This window comes from Hungatella hominis (assembly GCF_014288005.1).
Lineage (GTDB): Bacteria > Bacillota > Clostridia > Lachnospirales > Lachnospiraceae > Hungatella > Hungatella effluvii.
In genome coordinates, this window is sequence record NZ_JACOPB010000002.1 from 493979 (window position 1) to 506480 (window position 12502).

9 protein-coding genes are annotated in these 12502 nt (G+C 49.4%); 1 reads left to right on the forward strand and 8 read right to left on the reverse strand.

From position 1 onward, the window contains the following. Positions 1-34: 34 nt before the first annotated feature. From H8S75_RS06545 to H8S75_RS06565, 5 genes are read right to left on the reverse strand one after another with little or no spacing between them, the layout of a single operon-like run. Entirely contained in the window at positions 35-1915 is a 1881-nt protein-coding gene (locus H8S75_RS06545) for a hypothetical protein (RefSeq protein ID WP_187020168.1), read from the reverse strand. A 24-nt stretch (positions 1916-1939) separates the two neighbouring features. After that, a complete protein-coding gene (locus tag H8S75_RS06550; protein ID WP_187020169.1) occupies positions 1940-2575 on the reverse strand; it encodes a D-sedoheptulose-7-phosphate isomerase in 636 nt (211 codons plus the stop codon). Between the two features lie 31 nt (positions 2576-2606). Then, a complete protein-coding gene (gene gmhB / locus H8S75_RS06555) occupies positions 2607-3194 on the reverse strand; it encodes a D-glycero-beta-D-manno-heptose 1,7-bisphosphate 7-phosphatase (RefSeq protein WP_187020171.1) in 588 nt (195 codons plus the stop codon). 52 nt (positions 3195-3246) lie between these two features. Continuing rightward, positions 3247-4317, reverse strand: coding sequence for a GHMP family kinase ATP-binding protein (locus H8S75_RS06560; RefSeq protein WP_002604790.1), 1071 nt, complete (start codon positions 4315-4317; stop codon positions 3247-3249). Then, complete coding sequence (locus H8S75_RS06565) at positions 4314-5024, reverse strand: nucleotidyltransferase family protein (RefSeq protein ID WP_025529486.1); 711 nt, start codon at positions 5022-5024, stop codon at positions 4314-4316. Before H8S75_RS06565 ends, H8S75_RS06560 begins: the two co-directional genes overlap by 4 nt. A 242-nt stretch (positions 5025-5266) precedes the next feature. On the opposite strand from H8S75_RS06565, the gene H8S75_RS06570 reads away from it, so the two are divergent. After that, the gene (locus H8S75_RS06570; protein WP_187020173.1) at positions 5267-6967 is read left to right on the forward strand and encodes an AAA family ATPase; all 1701 of its coding nucleotides are present in this window, start codon (positions 5267-5269) and stop codon (positions 6965-6967) included. A gap of 110 nt (positions 6968-7077) precedes the next feature. Here H8S75_RS06570 and H8S75_RS06575 read toward each other — a convergent pair whose 3' ends face one another. From H8S75_RS06575 to H8S75_RS06585, 3 genes are all read right to left on the reverse strand, one after another. Further along, a complete protein-coding gene (locus H8S75_RS06575) occupies positions 7078-10272 on the reverse strand; it encodes a glycosyltransferase (protein ID WP_187020175.1) in 3195 nt (1064 codons plus the stop codon). Further along, positions 10259-11041 carry a class I SAM-dependent methyltransferase gene (locus H8S75_RS06580; protein WP_187020176.1) on the reverse strand — a complete coding sequence of 261 codons (783 nt, stop codon included), beginning with the start codon at positions 11039-11041 and terminating at the stop codon, positions 10259-10261. The genes H8S75_RS06575 and H8S75_RS06580 overlap by 14 nt, the downstream gene beginning before the upstream one ends. Positions 11042-11105: 64 nt before the next feature. Beyond that, on the reverse strand, positions 11106-12479 hold the full coding sequence (locus H8S75_RS06585; RefSeq protein ID WP_187020178.1) for an ABC transporter ATP-binding protein: 1374 nt from the start codon (positions 12477-12479) through the stop codon (positions 11106-11108). Positions 12480-12502 lie beyond the last annotated feature (23 nt).

Sequence of the window (12502 nt, forward strand, 5' to 3'; positions counted from 1 at the left end):
TAATGTAATGCTGTATTAATGCCTCCCGGCGGCACTAGTCTGCGGCAAAATTCACAATCATGGAGAAACGTTTCTCCCCTCTCTGTTCTCCCGCGTCTTTTAAATAAAAATTATTATCAAACCGGAGGCAGGCGATCTGATTCGGTTCCGCCTCAATCTCCAGCTTCATGGTATTCTGATTGATGACCAGATCTTTGACAGGTTCCCCATTCAGGGAAATCTTCGAAATCTCCAATCCCGTCAGTTCTCCCGGGTAATAGATCTCCAATTTGATCACTCCGCTGGTTCCTGTCATAACCCTGACTTCGGCGCTCTCGTCCATCCAGCCATCCCGGTAATATCCGTATACCGCCTCGCATTTTAAATTACGTACAAAGTCGGTGACATCCTGGAACGCGTTGTGGGCCGGATCTTCCTTCAGCACCAGCATATTATTGGTGATCAGGCCGATATCATGGATGGAATCGATGAAATGAACTTCCGTTCCTTCCGCCTTCCTGTCACGGTCAAACTCCTTGAAGAAGGTCCTCGCCGTGAAATCGCTCATCTGGTATGAATTACCTATGATATAGATCTTCCGGCCGAAGATATCATCCCCGTATTTTCCATACGTCTCCTCCGCCAGCGAATTATACCGCTGCTGGTCGGCCCAGAAATAGAGGTTGGGATACTGTCCCCGGTAGTAATTCTCCACGGGAAACATGATGATAATATAGACCAGAAACAGGCCGCCGCAGAGAACCGCGCTCTGGCGTCCCGCTTTTTTATCGGCTGCCTTTCTCGCTTCCCGCTTGATATCAACGACCTTGCCGTGTTCCGGCTTTGCCGTTATCATCCCATATAAATAGGCGGCCAGCAGATAGGCAGTTGTCATGGACACATAGATCCATCTCGTCTCCACACGGATTGTGACACTGGATGCGCCGATACAGAGGGCGATAAATACAAGGAACAGGCTGATATCACGGAGATACTTAAGGCGGCCTTCCTTATCCCGGATCAAACGGATGACTGCCAGTATCACAAGCACCAGCAGCACCAGGTCCGCGGCAATGATCTGCACATGGATCCATGACGGCGACTCGGTCCAGCTGGCGCCGCTTAGATGGCCCGGTCCGGCATTGATGCCGAAAATATACAGGACCTGGTCGATCGCATAGCGTATGGAGGTCATCACGCTGAACGTCTCGGCGACATTGGTCCCTCCCGTGCCTGCAGGCGCTACACCTCCGGTCGTCAGCACACGGATCGCCATGACCACTGCGAACACTCCAGCAGGAAGAAACCAGAACGCCTTCTTTTTTCCCTTTTTATACAGAATCGCCAGATAAATGAGGGGAAGCAGCGCCAGATAGCGCTCATGAATAAAGCAGACTGCAAAATAGAGCACGCACGACCGGATTAAGTACTTCTTTCCCTCCCCCTTCTCATCCACGTAACGAAGCAGACAGTAAAGAATCCCCAGCGCTGCCCACAGAGCCAGACTCTCCATCAGCCCGTACACCTGGCTGATCTGGTAGTAGGACATTCTGGATAAGAGGTACAGAAACCCGCATCCGAGTCCCATCAGATAGCTTCTCGACAGCCGCTTTCCAAACCGGTATACCGAATAGGCGATACAGCCGTTTAAGATGATGTTCAGAGGTACAAACCATCCGATATGATTACCGATTACCGCCAGCTCCAGCCATGCGGCCAGATAATACAGGAAACGGAACCGCGTACTCCCCATGGGAAATATAAACTGCCCAAAGGTCTGCTCTCCGTAACAGGACCACAGATAGAGGTCATCCATATAAAGCCCCTTTATTTCAATTCCTCTGTTTATGAAGAAGGCAAACGCCATAAGAAGTCCCGCGGCAATGATCTCATCCTTCCATTTACCGATTCCATCCATAAAGTGCTTTTCTGTCATAGCAGTCTCCAATCTGTCCCGAATTTAGAAAAAGCGTTCTTCCAGCATCAGGCACAGGGCGTGATAAACAGGAAGATGCAGCTCCTGAATCTTAAATGTCTCCGTCTCAGGCACGACGACAGAAACATCGGCCTCTCTCTTCAGCGCTCCGCCGTCTTTTCCAGTGAGTCCGATGGTCTTCATGCCCAGGGCCTTTGCAACGGTCATGGCATACATCACGTTCTTCGCATTGCCGGAGGTCGAAATACCGATCAGCACATCGCCAGGCCTTCCGTATCCGTACGTCTGCTGGGCGAAGATCAGATCCCCGTCCACATCATTCAAATAGGCGGTGGAAAGTCCTGCGTGGCCGGTTAAGGCAATGGCCGGAAGGCCGCCCTGCAGCTTCTTCGCCAGTTCCGCTCCCCGGACCTCATCAGCGTTTCTTAAGCATTCGGCAAAAGAATCGGATACCTCTCTGCGTTTCACGAATCCCTTCATCAGTTCACCGACAATGTGTTCCGCGTCGGCACAGCTTCCGCCGTTACCGGCAATCAGCAGCTTCCCGCCCTGTTCATAGCAGGCTTCCAGCAGTTCATACGCTTTTTGCACATCATCTTTTACCGCATCAAGTACCGGATACCGCTCCACCAGTTCCTCTAAATACTTCATAGGTTCCATCTTATCGTTCCTCCTTTTTAAGGGCATTTTGTTATGGGCGTTTTGTCGTGGTTTCTCCGATTATCCAGTCCGCCGCAGACAGCAGATTCGGGGAGTAGTGTTCGAATGCGTTCTTCTGTTCCTCCTCCGTCATGTCTGCCACAGTCTCTGCGCCGTATCCGGTCCCCACAAGCACGGATTTCACGCCGTAGTTATGGCCTGCTTCCACATCCAGCAGCTTATCGCCGATCATATAGGAATTGGCCTTATCCACCTGATAGAACTGCTCCGCCATGAGAAACATTCCGGTCTCCGGTTTACGGCAATGGCATGCCACCCGGTATTTTCCAATTCCGTGAACCGGGTGATGGGGGCAGTAGAAAAAATGGTCTATACAGGCGCCCTGCTCTTTTAACTGCTCATTCATAAAGTCATGGAGCACAGTTACGTCTTCTTCCTCATAATACCCTCTTGCGACTCCCGCCTGATTCGTCACCACAACGACGGCAAATCCATGCTCCCGCAGACGCCGGATGGCCTCTCCCACACCGGGAAGAAGTCTTAAATCCTCCGGCCTGTGTAAATACTCCACCTCTTCGTTAATGGTTCCATCCCGGTCTAAAAAAATAACTCTGTCCATGCATCGTCTTCCTGTAATATATTTTTTTATTCAAATTACATAGGTTCCCGTTTTACAGATTAAATGTGTAGTCTCCGTTAGGCATGTGCACCTTCACACTGTCGTAATTCCACCGTTCCTCATCCGTCACCCATGCCTGGGCGCCTCTGAGTTCGAAATTCCAGTCCGTCAGCTGACCGCCCGCCGCTTCCAGCCTGGCCGCCACTTTATGGCGCACATTGTAGGGACAGTATACCAGCAGATATCCGCCTCCGCCCGCGCCCAGCAGCTTCCCGCCAAGAGCCCCCGCCTTCAGCGCCTCATCATAGAGTTCGTTGATCTGCGGAGTGGTGATCTTGCTGCTCATGCGCTTCTTGCTCTGCCATCCGTAGTCCAGCAGCTTGCCGAAGCTGTATAAGTTCCCCTTTAAAAGCTCGTCCTTTAAGGCATAAGCCAGCGCCTTCACCTCACACATGGCGTCGAACGCGTCCTTCTTCTCGTAGTTCTTCACCTGATCCTTGATGATATTGGCGGACACATGGATATTTCCCGTATAGCACAGCAGTAAATTATACTGCAGCTCGTGGATGATTTCCTTCTTAATGCGCAGCGGATTCACCACCACATTGTTGCGTCCATGGAATTCAATGAAGTTAAATCCGCCGAAGGTAGCCGCGTACTGATCCTGATAGCCGCCGTCAATCTTTAAGTCTTCCCGTTCCACCTGGTATGCCAGATCGGCCAGGGCATAACCGTCTAAATAAACGCCCTTCCACTTCGCCATGGCAATCAGCAGCGCCACCATAACCGTCGAAGACGTTCCAAGACCGGATCCTGGAGGTGCGTCGCACTGCAGGTATACCTCGCATCCCTGCTTGATGTCCATGGCCTTTAACGCCGCCGTTACGAGATCCAGGCGGCCGTCGTAAACGTAGTTTTCCTTTGTATTGTATTTCACCGTCATATCGAAGTCCAGCGAATGGACGATTATCTGATCGTCATTCCTGGGAACGATGGAACAATACGCATACTTGTTGATCGTGCTTCCAATGATCGCTCCGCCCTGCTCCACGCAGAACGGCGCCACATCCGTGCCTCCGCCGCCAAAACTGACCCGAAGCGGCGCTCTTCCTCTGATTATCATACAGTTACTGCCCCTTTCTCCACATCATCTATGAAACGGTAATAGTCCTCCGGAATTCCGATATCAATGAAATATCCGTCGTTTACAATTCCGCCGAGAGCCTTCTCCCCGCCGGAAAGCCATTTTGGAATCATATCATGCTCTAAGGAAACCTTTCCCTCCGGTATCTCGTCCAGCAGGGCGCGTTTCATGTAATAAACCCCGCCGTTTATCGTCCCCGGACTGGCACCTTCCGTCTTTTCATCAAACGCAGTCAGACGGTCTCCTTCCAGGACAGCCCGGCCATACCGCGACACATCGGGTACCTCACGGAGTACAAGCGCCATGTCCAGATTCTTCTCCTGGCTCATCTTCACCAGACGGTCATACTGAATCTGATAAAAGGTATCCGCATTTAAGACGAAAAAACGCTCATCCGTCACCAGACGGCCGGCATTCTTAATGGCACCTGCAGTGCCTAACAGAGTCTCCTCATACGCATAGGAAACCTTGATTCCCAGACGTTCTCCGTCACCAAAATATTCTTCCACCATAGAGCCTTTATATCCAACAGCGAAAACGATTTCCGTGATTCCATGATTCTTCAGCTCCCGCACCACATACTCCATAAACGGCTTATCCCCAATGAGCGCCATGGGCTTCGGTCGGTCAGCCACCACGGAACGAAGCCTGGTTCCCAGTCCACCTGCCAGTAATACTGCCTGCATCGTATGATTTCCTCCTGCTATATAAAAATATCTGTAACAGCTGCAAAACTGCATAATAATCCATTTTGCATCACATTATACCATAGATTGCGGGGAACAATCCACCATCTTAAGGATTTTGAAATAATTTTGCAGTGTACTTCTACATAATACCTGATTGAAACGATTGAGAACACCCTGGCTTTCTGATATAATTAGCAAAGAATACGATACCATTGACTTGGCAAAAGGAGGTCGTCTTTATGAAATATAAACCACTGCCTATCGGAATTGACCGCTTTGATGAATTAATTCTCGGTGGCTACTACTACGTAGATAAAACCTGGTTCATAAAGGAACTGCTCGATCTGAAGGGGAAAGTGAACTTATTTACCCGTCCCCGCCGATTCGGCAAAACCCTGAATATAAGCATGCTCCAGTACTATTTTGAAAATACAGGTGTAAATGAATGGAATGAACGCAATCGTTTTTTATTTCAAGGAATGAAAATTATGGAAGCCGGCGACACTTATCTGGCAAAAATGAATGCGTATCCAGTCATAAACCTCTCCTTAAAATCAGGAAAACAGCCCTCCTATGAACTGGCCTTCGGCTGCCTGCGTGAAGAAATCGCCAGAGAATACAAACGCCATATATCGATTCTTGACAGCGGAAAATTAGAGCTGGAAAAGGATAAATATATAAGAATAGCAAAAGAAGAAGGCAGTGAACAGGAATACGCTACCTCAATCCGTTTTCTCTCTGAATGTCTGACGAAATGTTATGATGCAAAAACCGTTATCCTCATCGATGAATACGATGTACCTCTGGAAAACTCCTGGTTCGCGGGTTTTTATGACCAGATGATAAGTTTTATCCGTTCCGTTTTTGAATCGGCGCTCAAGACAAATCCATGCCTGGAATTTGCAGTGATGACCGGTTGTTTAAGGGTTTCGAAAGAATCCATTTTTACAGGTCTGAACAATCTGGAGATTCATTCCATTCTGTCTGATGCCTACGGAGAACATTTTGGTTTCCTGCAGGAGGAAGCCGATCAGATGCTCAAGGATTATCACAGAGCGGAAAAGCAGATGGAACTAAAGGAATGGTACGATGGATACCTGTTCGGGAATGCCGAAGTTTATAATCCCTGGAGCGTGATTAATTACGTAAAAGCTCTGTCAATAAACCCGACAGCATTTCCGTTCCCTTATTGGAAAAATACCAGTTCCAATGCCATAGTAAAGGACCTGGTAGAGCGGGCGGACTTCCAGGTAAAAGCTGAAATCGAAAATCTTATAGCCGACGGCACCATAGAAAAACCGGTTCACGAAGACATCACATACGGAGATATCTATGATTCTGAGGATAATCTCTGGAATTTTCTGTTCTTTACCGGTTACCTGAAACAGATTTCCGTCAGGCTGGAAGAGGATATCCCATATGTCCGCCTGGCCATTCCCAACAGAGAGGTACGGTATATCTATAACAGCACAGTTATGAACTGGTTTCGTGATCTGATAAAAACAAGGGATATGACCGCTCTTTATCAGGCACTTTTAAGCGGTGAGGCGGAAAGCTTCCAGAAGGAGTTGTCGGAGCTGCTAATAAACTCCATCAGCTATATGGATGGAGGCGAAGCATTCTACCACGGTTTTTTTCTGGGAATTTTAGAGAATTTGAAGGAATACCTTGTAACATCTAACAGAGAGGCCGGACTTGGGCGATACGACATTGCGATACGCAGTCTCAATGTATCGAAGCCCCCCATTATTCTGGAGCTGATGGTGTCCGATACCTACAAAGGTATGGAGACCGCCTGTGACGCCGCTCTGAAACAGATCGAAGCAAACCATTACAACGACTGGCTGCCAGAGGAAGGCTACACAGAAGTTCTTAACTATGGAATTGCATTTTTCAAAAAACAGTGCCGCGTAAAATCAGTCCGCAAAACGTTTGTCTGACTGTAAAGCGTTTGTCTGACCGAAAAAAAGGCCAGTGGCTCTTAAATAACAGGAGTCACTGGCTTTTTATAATATTTTATACTTCACATCTTCTTACGCATATACTTACGCTATATCTTTTCCATTCCTCTAAAGTCTTCCTCCACCACACTCCACGCCGCATCCACGCTATAATACTCGCGAATATAATCCTGCGTTTTCCGGCTCAGTTCACGGAGACTCTCCGGGTCCTGGTAGAGGCGGACCGTCTCTTCGGCAAATTCTTCCGGGGCGTCCTTGATGCACATGACCGATTCGGCCTCCGTGATTCCTTCCGCGCCGATCGAAGTTGTCACAACAGGCGCGCCGTTATAAAGCGCCTCGATGACCTTGCCTTTGACTCCGGCGCCGTAGCGCAGGGGAACTACCACGATCCGGCAGGTACGGTACAGCTCGGAGAGTTCTTCTTCAGAGACGAAGCCCTTCACAATGATACCGTTTCCCGGCTGCTCCAGGGACTGGATTTCCTCTGTCACCTTTGATCCGACGATGTAGAAGGGGACTTCCAGTTTTTCACGGATCTTAGGGAATATCTCGCGCGCGAACCAGAGAACCGCATCCGCATTCGGCGGATGGGCGAAGCCGCCTACAAACAGCAGCCCTTCCCTCTTCTCAAAGTCATCCGGGACCGACTCTAAGAATTTTTCGAATACATAGGCTACGATTGCCTTTACCCGGATTGTGGGATCGATCATATGGATCGCGTCGCGCTCCACATAGGACGGATAATACGATACCGCCGCCTTCCGCATGATGCGGAATTCGATGGCTTTCCAGTATTCCGACGCATCCCGCTTCTTTTCGTCCCCGGTCAGCTGGTATTCACGGCCCTCTCTCAGGAAATGAAGATCATGGCCGTAGTAAATCATCTTGATATTGGTGTGTTCCTCCATAAAGTCCACGTATTTTTCCGCAATATGAGGCCTGTTTAAATAGGCGGCTGTGATGTCACCCCCATGCTCCTTCAGCCAGTCCCAGATTTTCACCTGATAGTCGCGTCCATAGAGGATTTCTATACCCATCTGCATCAGTACAGTGGAATACGGCTCCTCGTGAAGGAAATTGTCGCCTAAAAATTTTACCACATATCCCTTTTCCAGGAACATCTTTAAATACTGGAAGGTGGTTTTAGACCCCGCGTCCCTGTCATACGTAGGAACGTAGTGATCGATCACCAGGATAATATCCTTTCCCTGGCTCCGCTCGCGTGCCCGGAATGGGTCTGGATTACCGTTGTTTACACACTGCTTCCTGAATTCATCCGCCCATTTTTCCTTTAACTTCACGGAATTTTCCACCTGGTACCGCTTAAGGCCGCTGCCACTCACATCGGTTCCATTGGAAATGCCTTCAAAATGGATTACCTTCGAAAGCGGCTGATATACCACCCGGTAACCAGCCTTTCTCACCTCGAAAGCAAGGTCGGAATCTTCACAGTACGCAGGTGCAAACCGGTCGTCGAAACCGCCGATCTGTTTCCACAGATTGTTGGATAAGAGAATTGCGGCTCCTGAAATATAGTCCACATCTTTTACGTAATTATATTCCGGCTTATCCGGATCGTCCAGACGGCCGTAATTCCAGCCGGAACCATCGCTCCAGATGATTCCGCCCGCCTCCTGAAGCCGCCCATCCGGATAAACCAGTTTGGACCCCACCATACCAATCGACGGATCGCGCTCGATTAAGTCCACCAGGCTCTTAAGCCATCCCGGTGTGACCTGGGTGTCGTTATTCAAGAACATCACGTATTTTCCGCGGGCCGCCTTCGCCGCCTGATTGCAGTTGCGTAAGAATCCCTGATTCGTCTCATTTCTGCAGATGGTCACGTGTTCCACAAATTTCGACAGCTCCATAGTGGCATCCGTCGAGACATCATCCGCGATAATCACCTCATACGATACATCCGTGGTGTGTTCCAAAATGGAGGCCAGGCAGACATACGTATAATCAATCTGATTGTATACCGGAATGACGATGGATACCATCGGCTCGTTCTCTTCTTTAAACCTGAGTTTTCCATGAATCCGGTACCCCTCGCCGATCTTCATGTCTCCCTCAATGAGATTCCGCCCCTCGGGAGTGGTGTATAAATGAAAGGACTCCACCGGATGGCGGAATGTATTCTTCACATAGCCCAGGATCTTCCTTTTTCTGGTTCCCTTGGGAAACTTCTGGTTGAATTTCTCTCCCAGCTTTCTCTTCACCTTGAAAATGATGGCTTCATGGCGGTTTAAGACTGCAATCGTCTGGGCCATGTTCTCGTTATCCTGGCGGAGATTACCGATCATCACTTCCAGATTCGTCACATGATTGTCCGTCAGACGCTTCAGCTCGATCTGCTTGCGGATGGACAAATCCTTTTCCTCAATCTCCAGATGGAGCTGTTTTACCCATTCCCGCTGCTTTTCTACCGCCCGCTTTACCTCGTTCATGTCTTCCGGAATTATATGGACATCGTGCATGTAATTCGTCAGATAGATCTTCTGGTTCTCTCCGTGAACATACTCCTGGAAATGGTGTTCCATCTCTCCATAAACCGGAATCATCTCCGGCCGGATGCCGAAATTCACCATAAACTCCGGCAGAGTCGTCTCTCCCAGAAGGCTTCTGTACTGCTCATAGAAATAATACAGCATACGGTAACGGATAAAGCGCACCGGAATCGGGAAAAAGAACACCCATTCATAGTCGAGACAGCACGGGCCGTCTTCGGTTACCATGATGTTCTCGAACAGGCAGTCCACATTGGAAGCAACAAATGCCTCGTCCTGTTCCACACTCGAATCAGCTACTGATTTCCCGTCGAAGCCCGCTTCTGCCTTCCCGCCAGGCCCCGCTTCTGCCTTCCCTTCTGAACCCGTATACCGGCCAAACACCGTGACAAACTCAGCGGTTTCCACAAACGGTCTTAAGAAACCTTCCCGAACCTCCAGGACCAGTTCCATGGCTTTCTTCAGTTCCTCCACCGGGACACGTTCCTCTTTTATTTTGCGGCCCAGGATCTCGGCCATGGTCTCCCCCTTCAGAAATGGGAAACGTGCAGTGCGTCCCTCCTGATCCAGCGTCACCAGGGCCACGCCCAGAGGACTCTGATCGGTCAGACGGTCATATTTTTCCTTCATCGACCGGATATGGGAGACTGCCTGCTCGTTTAAAGCCGTTTTCTCCACATACTGTTTCCCGTCCTCTTCCACGATACAGGTCCGTATCTGAAACTCTTCCCGGCGGGTCCTGTTGTATTTAATATACTTAGTCTTCTTCATAGCTGCTCCATATGGCTAAAAATGAGTTTGCAAACGCTTCAAACAGTCCGGCTTCACATATTTCGTCGAAAAATTTTCCCGGATCAAACCGGATATACTCCGGATAATCGTAAGCGAGAACCGCGTGAGCCAGCTCTCCCTTCGCAGGAAGATGCTCATCCGAATAGATGGTCACGGGCAGACGGTAATCCGGCATGGGATAATAGTACTCGAGTTTGCCGCATTTTCCGTCAGAGGCGCTGCACAGAAGCTCCGTCAGCTCCGTCTTAAGCAGGCAGGTCTCATCCGGTTTCACGCCCAACTTATATTTGAGGCCAAGACGGTTATCCACCGCTACCATCAGGGTTCCGCCCGGCTTCAGCAGAGATTTAGCCCTGTTAATCTGCGCTTCATACGGCATTTTCAGGGATCCGGCCATCACCACGTAATCGAATGCGCCGCCCTCATACGTGTCAAGGCTGCCCTTCACATACTGAATATTCCCGCAGGCGCCATGGCGGAGGCGGTTCACTTCCAGATCCTCCAGATCTTCGTCCAGAACGGTCACGTCCTTCACCCGTCTGCTGTAAAGGCCGGTTAAAGCCCCGCAGCCGGATCCGACCTCCAGAAGAGAGGCTTCCGGTTTGAAATCAAACCATTCCAGTACATTTTCCCGGGTATCCGATAACGCATAAAAGTATGCGGGCTCCGGCTCTTCCTTAATCGCCAGCTTCGTGTCGCCGTGATACTTTATCAGGAGATCTTTTATTTCGGAACTGATGCTCCCCATATCATTTTCCTCCTTGTTATGAGCACTTAGAGACCGTCTTTTGGTCTCTTACGTGCGATACATGTCACTGGTACTTAGCGGGCGTTCTTTGACCGCTTAGTACAGCGACTCCCCGTTTCAGGGCCACCTTCACTTCCGATTCCATATCGTAGACGCCCACTGTGTTCTTATTGGAAATTACCGTTATATTTGCAATATCATACAGGCGGTGATATACCACGTGCTCCCCATTTTCAAATCCGGTACAGCTCATGGATAGCAGATATTCGCCTCCCTGAAGATTCATCTTTTGACTGAATTCCACCTCGTATTCGTCGCCATTCTTCACCGGCTTCACATCCGCCGATTCATACATGGTATTGGTTCCCGTCAAATCAGCTCCCCGTTTATCCTTGATCGTATACGTAAAAATCGGGGTATCCAGACTGGTGTTAAAATGGATCCGTTCTTTAATCGTAAACATCTCGCCCTTTAAAAGCAGGTTCGTCAAATTACCCCGCTCGTCAAAAAGGCCGAAATCCACGATCTCCGCCCGTCCGTCGCCATATTCTGTCTTTGCGGGATTGATCGTCAGTTTTTCCTTCATGAGGCCGCTGTGGGCTTCCGCCTTCCGCCTCTGTCCGGCAGCGCTGTCTCCCGAGAAATCACTCATCTCCTCTGAATTCAGTTCCACCAGCTCGTCTTCCAGCTGATCCATCTGATTCGCCAGAATCTTCTTATATAAATCAACCATCTTCCCCGGTTCTCCCTGGGCGATAAATGCGCCTTTGTTCAGCACCACGACGCGGTCGCAGTACTTAATAATAGCGCCCATATCGTGGGTAACCATCAGAATGGTGGTGCCGTTCTTCCTGATCTCCTCCATACGGCGGTAGCACTTGGCCTGAAAGAAGACGTCGCCCACTGACAGCGCCTCGTCAACGATCAGAATCTCCGGCTCCACATTAATCGCAAGCGCAAAAGCCAGCCGCACAAACATACCGCTGGAATACGTCTTAACGGGCTGATAGACGAAATCTCCGATATCGGCAAACTCCAGAATATCCTGAAGCTTCGCCTCCATCTCCTTTCTGGAGAAGCCCATCATGGTGCCGTTCATAAAGATATTTTCAATGCCAGTGTAATCCATGTTGAATCCGGCTCCCAGCTCCAGTAAGGCGGAAATCACTCCGTCCACCTCCACCTCGCCGGTCGTCGGGGTCAGAACCCCGGTAATAATCTTTAAGATGGTGGACTTACCGGAACCATTTGTTCCAATGATTCCCACCGTCTCTCCTTTGTTTACATCAAAGGAAATTCCGTTTAGCGCGTAGAAATCTCTGTGATAATTTTTATGGGTAATGCTCATCGTCTCTTTTAAACGGTCGATGGGCTTTTCGTATAGCCGGTAAATCTTTGTAACATCCTTTACCGAAATTGCACTATTTTTTGATTTCACGAATCTTAGTCCTCCATTTCGGG

What these genes read in the sequence shown, in the direction of transcription:
- H8S75_RS06545 (WP_187020168.1), bottom strand. Translation starts at nt 1,915, where the DNA reads ATGACAGAAAAGCACTTTATGGATGGAATCGGTAAATGGAAGGATGAG.
- H8S75_RS06550 (WP_187020169.1), bottom strand. Translation starts at nt 2,575, where the DNA reads ATGGAACCTATGAAGTATTTAGAGGAACTGGTGGAGCGGTATCCGGTA.
- gmhB (WP_187020171.1), bottom strand. Translation starts at nt 3,194, where the DNA reads ATGGACAGAGTTATTTTTTTAGACCGGGATGGAACCATTAACGAAGAG.
- H8S75_RS06560 (WP_002604790.1), bottom strand. Translation starts at nt 4,317, where the DNA reads ATGATAATCAGAGGAAGAGCGCCGCTTCGGGTCAGTTTTGGCGGCGGA.
- H8S75_RS06565 (WP_025529486.1), bottom strand. Translation starts at nt 5,024, where the DNA reads ATGCAGGCAGTATTACTGGCAGGTGGACTGGGAACCAGGCTTCGTTCC.
- H8S75_RS06570 (WP_187020173.1), top strand. Translation starts at nt 5,267, where the DNA reads ATGAAATATAAACCACTGCCTATCGGAATTGACCGCTTTGATGAATTA.
- H8S75_RS06575 (WP_187020175.1), bottom strand. Translation starts at nt 10,272, where the DNA reads ATGAAGAAGACTAAGTATATTAAATACAACAGGACCCGCCGGGAAGAG.
- H8S75_RS06580 (WP_187020176.1), bottom strand. Translation starts at nt 11,041, where the DNA reads ATGGGGAGCATCAGTTCCGAAATAAAAGATCTCCTGATAAAGTATCAC.